Annotated in this window: 10 protein-coding genes; 6 read left to right on the top strand and 4 right to left on the bottom strand. The window is 51.7% G+C overall.

Translation table 11 applies throughout. The features are described from left to right. Positions 1 to 3120 carry a bifunctional proline dehydrogenase/L-glutamate gamma-semialdehyde dehydrogenase PutA gene (gene putA, locus CAG64_RS22570; RefSeq protein ID WP_021706281.1) on the bottom strand — a complete coding sequence of 1040 codons (3120 nt, stop codon included), beginning with the start codon at positions 3118 to 3120 and terminating at the stop codon, positions 1 to 3. Between the two features lie 309 nt (positions 3121 to 3429). Next, on the bottom strand, positions 3430 to 4260 hold the full coding sequence (locus CAG64_RS22565) for an AraC family transcriptional regulator (RefSeq protein WP_021706282.1): 831 nt from the start codon (positions 4258 to 4260) through the stop codon (positions 3430 to 3432). Positions 4261 to 4691: 431 nt separating this feature from the next. Between CAG64_RS22565 and CAG64_RS22560 the strand changes: the two genes are divergently transcribed. Next, positions 4692 to 5801, top strand: coding sequence for a PEGA domain-containing protein (locus CAG64_RS22560; RefSeq protein WP_161489032.1), 1110 nt, complete (start codon positions 4692 to 4694; stop codon positions 5799 to 5801). Positions 5802 to 6243: 442 nt separating this feature from the next. Further along, on the top strand, positions 6244 to 6972 hold the full coding sequence (locus CAG64_RS22555) for a PAS domain-containing protein (protein WP_161489031.1): 729 nt from the start codon (positions 6244 to 6246) through the stop codon (positions 6970 to 6972). A 34-nt stretch (positions 6973 to 7006) separates the two neighbouring features. Here the strand turns inward: CAG64_RS22555 and pdxH are convergent, their stop codons facing one another. Then, a complete protein-coding gene (gene pdxH / locus CAG64_RS22550; protein WP_021706285.1) occupies positions 7007 to 7642 on the bottom strand; it encodes a pyridoxamine 5'-phosphate oxidase in 636 nt (211 codons plus the stop codon). Positions 7643 to 7953: 311 nt separating this feature from the next. Here pdxH and CAG64_RS22545 point away from each other — a divergent pair, with 311 nt between their 5' ends. From CAG64_RS22545 to CAG64_RS22530, 4 genes are read left to right on the top strand one after another with little or no spacing between them, the layout of a single operon-like run. Beyond that, positions 7954 to 9345, top strand: a complete 1392-nt coding sequence (locus CAG64_RS22545; protein WP_021706286.1) for an HlyD family type I secretion periplasmic adaptor subunit — start codon at positions 7954 to 7956, stop codon at positions 9343 to 9345. A 52-nt stretch (positions 9346 to 9397) separates the two neighbouring features. Then, positions 9398 to 10063, top strand: coding sequence for a transglutaminase-like cysteine peptidase (locus CAG64_RS22540; protein ID WP_161489030.1), 666 nt, complete (start codon positions 9398 to 9400; stop codon positions 10061 to 10063). Positions 10064 to 10068: 5 nt separating this feature from the next. Beyond that, complete coding sequence (locus tag CAG64_RS22535) at positions 10069 to 11979, top strand: bifunctional diguanylate cyclase/phosphodiesterase (RefSeq protein WP_021706288.1); 1911 nt, start codon at positions 10069 to 10071, stop codon at positions 11977 to 11979. A gap of 18 nt (positions 11980 to 11997) precedes the next feature. Next, the gene (locus CAG64_RS22530; RefSeq protein ID WP_021706289.1) at positions 11998 to 14115 is read left to right on the top strand and encodes a type I secretion system permease/ATPase; all 2118 of its coding nucleotides are present in this window, start codon (positions 11998 to 12000) and stop codon (positions 14113 to 14115) included. 123 nt (positions 14116 to 14238) lie between these two features. Here CAG64_RS22530 and CAG64_RS22525 read toward each other — a convergent pair. Further along, a partial coding sequence (locus CAG64_RS22525) for a transposase (protein WP_202602291.1) occupies positions 14239 to 14436 on the bottom strand: 198 nt, incomplete at its 5' end.

The following is a 14436-nucleotide window of genomic DNA, read 5'->3' as shown; positions in this document are numbered from 1 at the left end:
TTAAGCGAACTGGGTCTGAGTGAAGCGGAACAGGTAGTGTGGGCCACCGGCTTTTGGTCCGGTCCCGGACAAGCCTTGTCCACCAAACGGCTGAACGCCGACCACCGCCCCAACCTGGTCACGGTTGATGTAGCAGTTCCCGACCCGGGCGTGTTTCTCAATCCAGCGGTAAGTCGTTTCATTGCGGCTGTGGATACCCATGGTCAAACCGTAGCCTGTGTTGTTGATTTCAGCCACTACGTTAGCCAGTTCGCTCGCCTTAAAGCGCACGATATGCAGAATCGGACCAAACTGCTCTTCTTTCAGGCAGGCAATCGAATCAATTTCAAACGCACTTGGCGCGACAAAATCGCCATGCTGACACGTTTCATCCAGTTCAACCTGAGCTACTTTATGCTGAGTCTGACTCATCAGTTCCAGGTGCGCCGTCAGCTTGGTTTTGGCCGTTTGATCAATCACCGGTCCGACGTCCGTACTGTGCAGATAAGGCGTGCCGACTTTGAGTTCACCCATCGCGCCCTGAATCAGTGCTACGATGCGATCCGCCACATCTTCCTGAACATACAGGACCCGCAGAGCCGAACAACGCTGGCCAGCCGATGCAAACGCCGAACGAATCACATCACGAACCACCTGTTCAGGCAGTGCGGTACTGTCCACGATCATGGCATTCTGACCACCGGTTTCCGCAATAAACGGCACCGGCGCGGCATCACGCTCTGCCAGAGACTGGTTGATGCGCTGTGCCGTCGCCGTCGAACCGGTAAACGCCACGCCCGCGATCGCCGCATGCGACGTTAATGCACTGCCGATTTCTGCGCCGCGGCCCGGCAGCAGTTGAATCGTCCCGGCCGGGAATCCAGCTTGCTGCATCAGCTCAACGGCACGTGCGGCAATCAGGCTGGTTTGTTCCGCCGGTTTGGCAACCACAGTGTTGCCCGCTACCAATGCAGCGGTGATCTGACCGAGGAAAATCGCCAGCGGGAAGTTCCACGGGCTGATACAGACGAACACACCGCGTCCCTGACGGGAAACGTTGCGCACCTGACCATCAAAGCTGGTCACGGCCAACTCACCCAATGCATCGACCTGCTTGGCGTAGTAGCGACAGAAATCGACGGCTTCACGCACTTCATCAATGCTGTCATGGATAGTTTTACCCGCTTCCTGGTGACAGATGGCAACCAGCTCAGCCAGATTGTCTTCCAGCAAGTCGGCCAGTTTCTCCAGGGCAGCGCTGCGTGTGGCTGTCGCTGTCTGGTTCCAGCTGGCAAAAGCGTGCTGAGCCCCTTCAATGGCAGCGGAAACATGATCAAGGTTCGCGTAAGCCACCTGACCCACTTCGATACGACGATCATAAGGCGCTTTGACGATTTCCATCGCCTGTTCAGCCTTGATCATGCTTTCGAACAAAGCTTCACCGTTGATCACTGGTCCTGCCGTCCAACGCTTGGTCAGCCAGGCTTGCACCTGCGCTTCAAACGGCGCATTTTCACTTTCAATATCAACGTTCACGCCATACGAGTTACGACGCTCCGGGAACACCTGCGGTGGCAACGGAATCTTGTTGTTGTTGAGTGTATCGAAGGCCAGCAACATATCGACAGGATGTTGAGTCAGGGTTTCAACCGGACAGCGCGCATCCACCAAACGGTGCACGAACGAGCTGTTGGCGCCATTCTCAAGCAGACGACGTACCAGATACGGCAGCAAATCTTTGTGGCTGCCGACCGGCGCGTAAATGCGCACCGATTGCTTATACGCGGCCATAGCGTGGTGATAGAGCGAATCCCCCATCCCATGCAGGCGCTGGAATTCAAAATCTTTGTGCGAAGCCATCACCGCAATCGAAGTCACGGTCTGAGCATTGTGGCTGGCAAACTGCGGGTAGATGTTGCCACGCACGTTGTCGCTCAGCAGAAAGCGCGCACAAGCCAGGTACGCGACGTCGGTGGCTTCTTTGCGCGTATACACCGGGTAGTTGCTGTAGCCAGCCTGTTGAGACCATTTGATTTCGCTGTCCCAGTAAGCGCCTTTCACCAGACGAAGCGGGATCAGATCTCCCTGCTCTTTCGCCAACGCGTTCAGCCATACCAGCACCGGCAATGCACGTTTGGAGTATGCCTGAATCACCAGACCGAACTTGCCCCAGCCTTTAACCTGCTCGCTGCGGTAGACTTTTTCAAACAGCTTGAGCGACAGCTCCAGACGATCGGCTTCTTCTGCGTCAATGGTGATGGCCACATCCAGCTCCATCGCCCGGCTCAGCAGTTGCATCAAGGTGTCGTACAGTTCCGTCATTACACGCGCTTCGTTAGCCACTTCATAACGTGGGTGCAGCGCAGACAGTTTGATCGAAACCGATGGCGCCGGGCTGGTGTCGAGACCGTATTTATCACGTCCTACCGCTTCAATCGCCATCAGGTAATCTTTGAAATATTTGTTGGCGTCCGCGGTGGTCAGGGCCGCTTCACCCAGCATGTCATACGAGTAGGTGTAACCTTTGTCACGCATCGTACGACCGTTTTTCTGTGCTTCTGCAATCGTGCGTCCCAGCACAAACTGATGCCCCATGATCTTCATGGCCTGATACATGGCTTTGCGGATCACCGGTTCAGACAGCTTGTTGACCAGGCGGTTGACCGCTTGCCCCGGGCTCTTGGCGTCATCTTCTGACACACCGACCACTTTACCGGTCAGCATCAGGCCCCAAGTTGAGGCATTCACAAACACGGAATCGGAATTCTTCAGGTGAGATTTCCAGTCCGCTACGCTCAATTTGTCACGGATCAGAGCATCCGCCGTCGTCGCGTCAGGAATGCGCATCAGCGCTTCTGCCAGACACATCAACAGGATACCTTCCTGAGTATCCAAGCTGTATTCCAGCAGCAGGGCATCGATCATCTGAATCGATTTTTTGTCCGCGCGAATGGCGTTGATCAGTTGCGTCGTTTTCTGGCTGACTTGTTGTTTTTCCGATTCACTCGGGGTTGCCAGCGGCAGCAACTCTTTCAGCCATTGAGATTCGTCCACCATGTAGAGTGGCGAGATCAGTGACCACAGCTGTTCAAGCGGTTGCTCAACAAACTCAGTCTTTAACACATCAGTAGCAGTAAACATGCGTTTTCCTCACTCTCACCCCGACGTTATCGCGGGATGTTCCTATCATGGCAGGCAGTGTATTTTGAGTCCGCGAAGAATACTTGTCAAAAACTCCGAGCTTTTTGCTAAAAACTACGATTATTAACAAAGCAAAAACAAAATCACACGAATTTAAGCAATATATTATTTGGTAAAATTTAGCCTACGTAACACATAAGGGGCAAAAAGATACATTTAATTAAATAAAAACTGGAGGAAGAACAAACACCTGACGGTTGTCAATAACGTCAGGCGGGAGCGATGGAGATGAATATCGAGCCACAATGCTCAGAAAGTCGGTGAGAAGCGCTTTTTGTACTGCGACGGAGAGACACCCTGCAAACGGGCGAAGGTATGAGTAAATGTGCTCTGACCAGAGAAGCCTGTCAGATCGGCAATTTGACCCAGGCTGAGATTGCCCTGTTCAATCAGTGCCTTGGCCATATCAATGCGTTTACCGAGCACATACTGATGTGGCGTGATCCCCATCTGCTCTTTGAACAACATATGAAACTGGCTTTCCCCGAGAAATACACTCCCGGCCAGTTGGGCTACGGTAATTCTGCGGTTAAGGTTCTGTTCGATGTAGCGGTCGATGGCTTCCAAATCAAAGCGGGAATCTTTGCGCGAAGAAGCCAGAACCGAGATATGGCGCTGCATCAGCGCAATGACGGTGTCATTACAGGCTCGGCTAAGTAATAAATCTTCCGGACTGGCCTGCATTTCATGCACCAGCATCTGAATCAAACGCTGGATCTGCGCATCCAACTGAAAATAGACATTGGACTGCGACAACTCATTCAGTTTTTGCAGCATCAGCGGATCATCGTTGGAAGGCAGCGGCATGTTCAGGACGAGAATGTCTGACTGACCAATCACTCCACCAAAAGCGTGATCCGACCCTGAAGTCACGACGCATCCCTGACCAGGGCCGATGTAATTGCCCCGTCCATTGACGTCAAATTCAGCCTGGCCCTTGAGCCCAATCACAACCTGAGTATAACTGTGCTCGTGGCAATCCATATAGGATGGCAACGTCACCAGCTCCGCCGGACGGGGTGACAAAAGTTTGGCTGTTGAGAGCTTCAGCTCACAATTTATAGGGTTTTGCTCTTTCATTCTGGAACGATTTTCCGGGCTTTCAGCAGGCATCTTATACCACAAAGACCGCCAGCCAAAACCTCATTTTTCATCAAATAACCACTTATGTGCATATCACAAATAAGGGCTGCACATGGTGAAAAATGCATCAATTTCTCACCCGGAACAATGATCAAGTGCACATAAATTACGGTCAATGTGTGTTCAATGATTCATCCTCAGATCATTCCTCGTCCCAGCTATTGCATATTTCCTTAATCGGATCAAAATGGAATGAGCATCAAACTAGAACTAATAAATCGCTCACTGTAACTCATGGATTTTAGTGATAGTTTTATGCTTCAGGATGAAGAATCACTAGATAAGTCAGCCGGGTATTCCAGGCTGTCAAAAGTTTGTCTATTCCACATTTTTTGTGGGTCAACCGATAAAAATTCTAGCAGGGACCTATGAGAACACGTCGCATTCCAGCGCTTTTGCTTGCGCTCAGCCCGTTATGGGTATCGCCGTCAATTCTGGCTCAGGACAGCGCCCCTAATGTGGACGCGGTGAGCGCCATCGATGGCCAATTGACCGATAAACAATCGCAGATTGACTCCGTCACCGCTGAGCTCAGCACACAAAGCAACCACCTACAGCAACTGAAAAATGAGCAATCGGCTCTGGCTCGGGAAGGGCAACAGTTGGCCTCTGAACTTACACTGGCCAAATCCACGTTAGATAAGCAATACGCCAAAATGCTTGAGGATCCAGAAACAGAACTGACGTCTTTCCAGAGTAAGTACAAACAAAGCTGGGCTGCCCTGAACGATAATCAGGCCGCCCAACAAGAGAAACAGCAGGCCATAGCGGACGCTGAGACACAGTTGTCACAAATTCAGCAAAAGCAAACCCGCCTGAAAGGGGAATTCTCCGTACTCAAAGAGCAACGCATTACCGCACGAGTGAACCGCCTTGCCCAAGAGTTGCGTCAACAGGAAGTCGTAACCACGGCGTACACCACAACCTGTTCAGTCAGCATGACCTTGGGCGAATGCGCTAATCAGGGCCAGTACCTGACCAAGCAGCAAGCGGTGAATTCGTTTAGCAGTAAACTGATCGAGCACCTGACAGAAGCGCCTCTGGCCAGGCAGAACCTCAAAGGCGTACAGCTCAACATTCACATTCAGGAAAGCCAGTTGCTCAGCAGCGGATTTAAAGGCAACGACCAGTACGCAACGGAAATGCAGGTGCAGTTGCAGGCCAAACCAGATCGCTCAGCGGCATGTACCTTACTTGGTGTTGACGAGCGTTACTGCGTGCAGCAGGGCAGCGTGCCAAGTGGTGTCGACAAGCAGGATAAAAAGTGGGCAAACGTCACCTTCCGCTCCAATCAGTTCAACGATCAAGTCACCATTAATGGCATTGGTTACGGCAGTACACCTATCGAAGTGGTACTGCCAAGCGGCCAGCACAAAGTCAGCGTGACCAAAGACGGCTACAAGCCCTACAACCGAGTGATCACCATTCATGGTAACGACACGGTATGGGTAACACTCGCTCCAAACACACCCAGCTAAACGCCGCACTTCGCACTCGCATAAACGCCCCCTTTTTTCGCCTTACAGCGAAAAAGGGGGCATTCACACAGCTTGATCATGCTTTCGACTTGTGTCCTCGTTCAACACAACTGGGCGGCATAAAACTCAATTCGGAACAACGGAAGTTCCCATTAGGGGGAAATCCCCCCTTTAACCCAATAAAACAAAGAATTACATTGTGTATGAACTCAGATGACAGTATCTGCGTTTGGTATCTATTGATACGTCTATTCTCAACGGAAACGTTGGGCATAGATCCTCTTCTACACGTCGACAAGATAAATCTTGTGTTTGCCAGTCTTTATGGCTGGCTTTTTTCTGTCTTATTTGTTCACCACACAACTCAATCCTCACTCATATGGGTTACAGAACACTGTGCACTTGCTATCATAAGCCGATCTTGTAACGTGCGAGTTAAACCGTGTTATCCACCCTTACGCCGCAACAGGCGTCGCTCTTTCACCAGTTACCCGGATACTGGGGCTGCAAAGACACTCAATCCGTTTTTGTCTACGCAAATGACGCGTATGCCAAACTGATTGGACATCAATGCGGCGCTGACTGCATCGGACTCACCGATTTTGATATGCCCGCCCCGACCACCAAATGCGCGGCGGATTTTCGCGAGCAGGATCGCTACGTGCTCGAAACGGGCCAGTCGCTGCGTGTGCTCGACATTCATCCGTTTCCTGACGGAAGTTGGCGAGCGCTGATCTTCAGCAAATCGCCTTGGCTCAATGCACAAGGCGACATTCAAGGCACGATTTTTTATGGTCAGGAACTGACGGACACCGCCATCATTGAAGTTGGCCATTGGGTTTACCGGGCGGTCGGGCTCAATCAGAGCGATGAACGGATTTCCCTCAATCATCCCCATGTGCGCACGATTGCTCCACTGACCAATCGCGAATCGGAGGCGCTGTTTTTGCTGCTGTACGGCAAAAAGCCAAAACAGATTTCAGCGGTGATGGGTATCTCGATTAAAACCTTCGAAGGCTATGTTGACCGCCTGAGGCAGAAGTTCGCGGCACACAGCAAAGACCAGTTGATTGATAAGGCGCTGGAGCTCGGTTATGGCTCCTATATTCCGCAAACATTGTTAAAGACCCAGCTGTCTGTGGTGCTCAATAACCAAAACACCGCTCAATGAGCGGTGTTTGATAGGCAGAGGAACGTGAGTGGGATTAAGGCGCCAGACGGTCGACGTGCCACTCACCGTTATCACGAGCGTAAAGGAAACGATCGTGCAGACGATGCTCGCCGCCTTGCCAGAATTCGATACTGACCGGCCGGATACGATATCCCCCCCAGAAACTCGGCACAGGTATCTCACCTTTCGCAAACTTCTCTTTGAGTTCCAGGTACTTTCCTTCCAGCACGCCACGAGCCGAAATGCGACTACTCTGTCGGCTGGCGATGGCGGCCAGTTGGCTCTCCTTTGGCCGGGAGGCGAAATATTTCATGTTTTCAACCGCGGTAAGTTTTTCGGCCACCCCAGTAATGTGCACCTGACGTTCGAGCGGGTGCCAGGGAAAGTGCAGACTCACTTTGTTGTTGTGCGCAATCTGCTGCGCTTTGCGGCTGCCCAGGTTGGTGTAAAACACAAACGCGTCTTTCTCAACATTTTTCAACAGCACAATGCGCTGGAAAGGTTGACCGGTTTCATCAACCGTCGCAACTGTCATGGCCGTCGGGTCCGTCAGACCCGCTTCGATGGCCTGTTGCAGCCACAAGTTAAACTGATCAATCGGATCCTGACTCAAATCCTTTCTGCGTAGTCCGCCTTTGTTGTACTCACGGCGAATATCTGCGATTTCCATTGCAACTCCTGCTGATTTTTTGCTGATTGTGCGCTTATACGTCAGAGAACTCAAGATCATGCCACCCATCCTTCTGATAAAGACACAGGAATGCCGCTGAACGTAATCCAGCTCACGTCAACGCGGCTCCAGATGAGGAAAAGTGCGGGCAAAAAGCACTTTATCATCTAAATTAAGTTCATATACCTGAGCAACGACAACGTGTAGGATTCACGTACCCAGAAATTAGTTTGGCATATCATGCCCTTAACTTTTATCGGGACAAAGAATAGAATCTGTTTTAACACCGACTTTCAACACAAGGACCACCGATGAGCAAGAGCAGTTACGACAAGCTCACCAGCACCGAACTCGACTATGTGGACGATAAAACCGCAGCGCTGCTGCTGAACACCCCAAACAGCGCCCGAATCATGCTGTGGGTTATGGTGGCCTTCTTCATCATTGCGGCAGTCTGGGCGTCATGGGCTGAGATTGATAAAGTCACAGTCGGTCAGGGCAAAGTGGTGCCCTCTTCTCAAATTCAGGTGGTACAAAACCTCGAAGGTGGACTGGTTAAAGAAATTCTGGTCAAAGAAGGTCAACTGGTTAAAAAGGGTCAGCAACTGCTACTGATCGATGACACTCGTTTTCGTTCTGACTATCGCGAGCGCGAACAGCAGGTGGCCAACCTGACCGCCAACGTATTGCAGCTGTCTGCCTCACTCAACAGCGTGGTGATCGACGACGACTTTGATGAAAAAGACTGGAAACAGAACGTACAACTGGATTACAGCAAACTGGAATTCCCGGACGATCTGAAAGATAAACAGCCGCAACTGGTCGCTCGCCAGCGTGCAGCATACCGTCAGGATCTGAATAATCTGCGCAACCAACTGTCGGTGATTGACGAACAGATCAGTCAGCGTCGCCAGGATTTGGTGGAGATTGAAGCCCGGGTGCGTAACCTGCGTGACAGCTATCACTTCGCCAAGAAAGAACTGGATATCACCAGACCACTGGCTGAAGAAGGTGTCGTACCTCGCGTCGAGCTACTGAAGCTGCAACGCCAGGTTAACGATACCCGTCGAGAGCTCACCTCCAGTGAACTGAAAATCCCGGTACTGAAAGCCGCTGTGCGCGAATCGATGCTCAGCCGCATCGACGCCGCGCAAAATTTCCGCTCCGAACAACAACAAAAACTCAATGACGCTCAGGATCGCCTGTCAGCCATGACCGAGTCTGCGGTCGGCCTGGAAGACCGCGTTAACCGTACCGTCATTATGTCACCGGTAACCGGGACGGTAAAAACCCTGTACGTCAACACCGTCGGTGGTGTTATTCAACCAGGTATGGACATCGTCGAAATCGTTCCGACCGAAGACACCTTACTGGTCGAGGCAAAAATCGCACCACAGGACATTGCCTTCCTGCGCCCGGATTTGCCCGCGATCGTCAAATTCAGCGCGTATGACTTCACCAAATACGGTGGTCTGGAAGGCACACTGGAGTACATCAGCGCGGATACGACTCAGGACGAAGAAGGCAACAGTTTCTACATGGTGCGCGTACGCACCAACCAGACCTCACTGGGTAAAGAGGAAGACTTGCCCATCATCCCGGGGATGACATCCACGGTGGATATCATCACAGGCAAACGCACCGTCATGAATTATCTGCTTAAACCTATTCTGGGCGCGAAAGACAACGCGCTGAAAGAGTAGCCGGGCAGATGGCGACGCGAAACACGAATCAGGCAACAGGAGCTAGCCCAAATTGAAGAAGTATTGGCTGCCAGCGTTGTTGCTGGTTGCAACCTCATTTACCACGGTTGCTCTGAATACCAAAGAGCAGCAGTGGGTAAATTCGGTGCGTAAAACCTACGGCGAAAGGGCAGCAACACGAGTACAGACCTGGCGGACAGAGCTCGCCGCTTATCGTAGTTTATCCGAGCGAGAACAACTCACGGAAGTTAATCGCTTTTTTAACCAACTGTACTTTGTGGACGACATCAAACTGTGGGGGAAAAAAGACTACTGGGCCACGCCGCTGGAATTTCTTGGCAGCAATGCCGGGGATTGCGAAGACTTCACCATCGCCAAGTACTTTTCCCTCCGAGAGCTGGGGGTCCCAGACCGCAGGCTGCGCCTGATCTACGTTAAGGCAATAGAACTGAATCAGTTTCACATGGTGCTGGCGTACTACGCGACGCCCAGCGCCGAACCGTTAATTTTGGACAACATCAACCCTGAGATTAAACCGGCGTCCACTCGCCGTGATCTGCTGCCTATCTACAGCTTTAATGGTCAAAACCTGTGGCTGATGAAATCCAACAGCGGCCAGTTGGCCGGTAAAGCATCGCGCCTCAGTCTGTGGAATGATCTGCGGGCCAGAGAACGTTCAATCAAATTAAACAAACCAATTGTAAGTTACGATGAGTAGGCAATATGACGTTATATAAACAACTTGTCGCCGGTATGATAGCAGTGTTCTTACTGTTGATGACTTCGGTGTTTATCATCGAATTTAATACCACGCGTAATAATCTAGAGCAGCAACAACGCTCAGAGGTCAACAACACCATCAACACGGTTGGCCTTGCTCTGGCGCCGTATCTGCAGGACAAAGATCAGGTCGCCGTGGAATCGGTGATCAACGCCCTGTTTGATGGCAGCAGCTACTCCATTGTTCGACTCACGTTTCTCGATAACGGTGAAGAAATTCTGCGTTCCTATCCGGTGCAGCCTAACGGGGTTCCAGAATGGTTCACCAACCTGCATTTGTTTGAAAAAATCCAAGACAGCCGGGTTGTCACCAGTGGTTGGATGCAATTGGCCGAAGTTGAAATTGTCAGCCACCCTGGGGACGCCTACGCCCAGTTGTGGAAAGCCTTTGAGCGACTGGTTGTCGCCTTTGGAACCATTTTCCTGATTGGGTTGGTGTCGATTGCCTTTATCCTCAAACGTGCACTGCGCCCACTGACACTGATAGTAAGAAAGATGGAACAGGTGGCGCGCAACCAGTTTGGGGATCCGCTACCACGTCCAAACACCAAGGATTTAACCTACGTTGTCGATGGCATCAACAGCATGTCGGCTCAGGTTGAAAAAGCCTTCAAAGCCCAGGCGAAAGAAGCTCAGCAACTGCGTGAACGGGCCTACATCGACCCTGTTTCTCAGTTAGGTAACCGCGCGTACTACATGAGTCAGTTGAACTCATGGTTAAGCGAGAGTGCCATTGGTGGCGTAGTGATCCTGGAAGCCAGTTTCATCAAAGAGTTGTATGAAGAAGACGGGTATGAAGCCGGCGACGGTATGGTGCGCGAACTGGCCGACCACCTCAAGGTGTCCATCAACGCCCAAGACGTCACCATAGCCCGTATCTCCAGCCACGAATTCGGCTTTATTTTCCCGAACATGGATGAGGAAGAACTGAAAGTCACTGCCGACGGTATCGTCAATTTTGTGCAGGACATCGACGCCGATCCAACCGGCACCGCCTCTGCGGAAGTCTCCCTCGGGGTAGTACACAACGAAACCCGCAAATCACCAAGCGAGATCCTGACGCTGCTCGACAATGCGCTGGCCAGTGCCAAAGCCAATCCGGATCTGCATTACGGTTACGTGTCGCATGAAAACAATCAGAACCTGATGGGTAAACAGCAGTGGAAAGCTCTGGTAGAAGAAGCGATTCACAACGACTGGATCACCTTCCGCCTGCAGTCAGCCAACAACAGCGCCGGTCAGACATATCATCGCGAAGTCTTTTCGGCCATCGAACACGATGGCGTACGCTACAGCGCCAACCAGTATCTGTACGCACTGGAGCAGCTTCAAACCAGCCATATTTTCGACCAGTACGTGATCGAGACTATGATCGAGAAACTCAGCAGCGGTGAGATCCAGGACTCCATCGCCATCAACATCGCTCAGAGCAGTATTTCGCAGCCAAGCTTTATCCGCTGGATCACTCAGATTCTTAACCGCCACAAATCTCTGGCCGAGAAACTGCACTTTGAGATTCCGGAAAGTTGCTTCATTAACACGCCGCACCACACCGCCCTGTTCTGTAATGCGGTCCGTGCTGCCGGCGCAGATTTTGGTGTCGATAACTACGGCCGTAACTTCCAGTCACTCGATTACGTGAATGAGTTCCGTCCTGCTTATGTGAAACTGGACTATCTGTTCACGCACCATTTGGATGATGAGAAACAGAAGTTTACCCTGACGTCGATTTCGCGGACGGCGCACAACCTGGGCATCACCACCATTGCGTCTCGGGTCGAAACGCAAACTCAGCTCGACTTCCTGTCGGAGCACTTTATTGATGTCTTCCAGGGCTTCATCGTCGATAAATAAACAAAAAGGTCGTTGTGCATGCAAGATCCGCTATTAACTTCGCTCATCTACGTCAGCCGTTACTACGGGTTAGCGAATTCACCAGAAGCGCTGATAAATGGCTTACCGCTCGCGGATGGCAAATTAACCCCGTTCCTCTTCCCCCGCTCCGCCGAGCGGGCGGGACTGGTGGCCAAAGAAAACCGCTCTGGCCTGACTGAGATCTCCCATTTGATTCTGCCGGCTGTCCTGTTGCTGAAAGGCGGCGATGCCTGCGTACTGAACAGCATCAACCGCGACACGCAAGAAGCGGAAATCGTGACCGGTGAATCCGGTTTAATGCCGGTGTCCATTCCTCTCAGTGAACTGGAAGAGCTATACATTGGTCGCTACTTTCTGGTCAAAAAGCAGTTTCGATACGACGAACGCTCCCCGGAAGTGCTCAAAACCCGTGATGGTCACTGGTTCTGGAGCACCATCTGGCAATCGAAAAACATTTACCGTGATGTGCTGATCGCTTCGATCCTGATCAACCTGTTTGCCATCGCAGCGCCCATGTTTACCCGTTTGGTGTACGACAAGGTGGTCCCGAATCTGGCCTTTGAGACCTTGTGGGTACTCGCCAGCGGTATTTTCGTTATCTTCTTATTTGACCTGTCCCTCAAGTTGCTGCGCAGCTACTTCATTGATGTGGCCGGTAAGAAGTCCGACATTTTGATCTCATCCAAACTGTTCAGCAAAGTGATGGGGATTAGAATGGAGTCCAAGCCCCCTTCGGTTGGCGCGTTTGCCCGTCATCTGCAAGAGTTTGAATCAATCCGTGAATTCTTCACCTCAGCGACCATTTCATCGCTGATCGACCTGCCATTTGCACTGTTGTTCCTGTTCTTGATTTGGATGATGGCCGGTAGCCTAGTCCTGGTGCCGATCGTCGGGGTCGCGATCCTGGTGATTTACTCCCTGCTGATCCAGGGCCCGCTGCGCCGGACCATCGAGGAAGGTTCACGCCTGGCATCACAGAAATACGCCAACTTGATTGAGAGTCTCGCCGGGCTGGAAACGGTGAAACTGTTTGGTGCGCAAAGCCAGTTCCAGTTCCGCTGGGAAGAAGCGGTAGCGCACATGGCAAACTGGAACATCAAAAGCCGCCGCATCACCGATGGTATTCAGAATACCGCAGGGTTTGTGCAGCAGGCGTCCAACGTCGGCATGATCATTCTCGGTGTGTATCTGATAGCGGAAGGCGACCTGACCATGGGCGGGCTCATTGCCGCGACCATGCTGAGCGGCCGGGCGATTGGCCCAATGGTCCAGTTGTCTCTGCTTTCGACACGTTACAATCAGGCCAAATCGTCCATGACCATCATTGAACAGGTCATGTCGATGCCGGATGAGCAGGAAGAAGGCAAACGCTACATTCACCGTCCGATTGTGCACGGCAAGATCGAACTGGATAAAGTCACTTTCCATTACCCAGATTCTCCGGTAGCGTCGATCCGCGATCTCAGTCTGACCATCAATCCAGGCGAAAAAGTCGCCATCATTGGTCGGATCGGTTCAGGAAAAACCACACTGGAGCGGTTGATCATGGGTCTGTACAAACCGACAGAAGGCCATGTTCGTATTGATGATACCGACATCGAACAGCTGCATCACATCGACATCCGCCGCAATATAGGTTGTGTTCCTCAGGACTCTAACCTGTTCTACGGTTCGATTCGCGACAACATTACTCTCGGCCGTCCACTGGCTGACGACCGCGACGTCATGGATGCAGCGAATCGCGCAGGTGTCACCGTATTCACGCAACAAGATCCCGCAGGTCTGGAGCGCCAGGTCGGTGAAGGGGGTCTGTTGCTCTCTGGTGGTCAGCGCCAGTCGGTAGCCATTGCTCGTGCTCTGCTGGGACGCCCGCCTGTACTGCTGATGGACGAGCCGACCAGTGCAATGGATAACCGCTCTGAAATGCACATCAAACATCAACTCAGTCAGCTTAGCTCAGACGAGACCCTGATTCTGATTACGCACAAAACCTCGATGCTGGACATTGTTGACCGAGTGATCGTGATGGAAAAAGGCTTCGTGATTGCCGACGGACCGAAGTCTCAGGTTCTGCATGACCTCAAGCAAGGCAAAGTCCGAGCAATAAACGGCTGATAACTTTTCTACCTTGAAAAAAAGTATCCACCGGCATAGCCGGTGGTTTTTCATATGCGCCTATAAGGCTCTCCTACTGGCAGCGCCCTAGCAGGCGCGTAGTGATCTGACATTTGCATATGACTATTTCCTGCGGCCCGTAAACGGGCTACCTGAATACGGGATCGACAATTGCTCTCCCATTTTATCCTGTTCTAGTTGGTGCTTTATGTAACTTTGTATCTTGCCGGTGTTTTTTCCTACCGTATCGACATAATACCCTCGACACCAAAATTCTCGATTCCTGTACTTGAACTTCAAATCCCCAAATCGCTCATAGAG

It is taken from the genome of Vibrio sp. V38_P2S17PM301, from assembly GCF_009904845.1.
In the GTDB taxonomy this organism is placed as follows: domain Bacteria; phylum Pseudomonadota; class Gammaproteobacteria; order Enterobacterales; family Vibrionaceae; genus Vibrio; species Vibrio proteolyticus.
The sequence above is the reverse complement of the archived record's forward strand: the minus strand, read 5'-3'. Positions and strand labels throughout refer to the sequence as shown.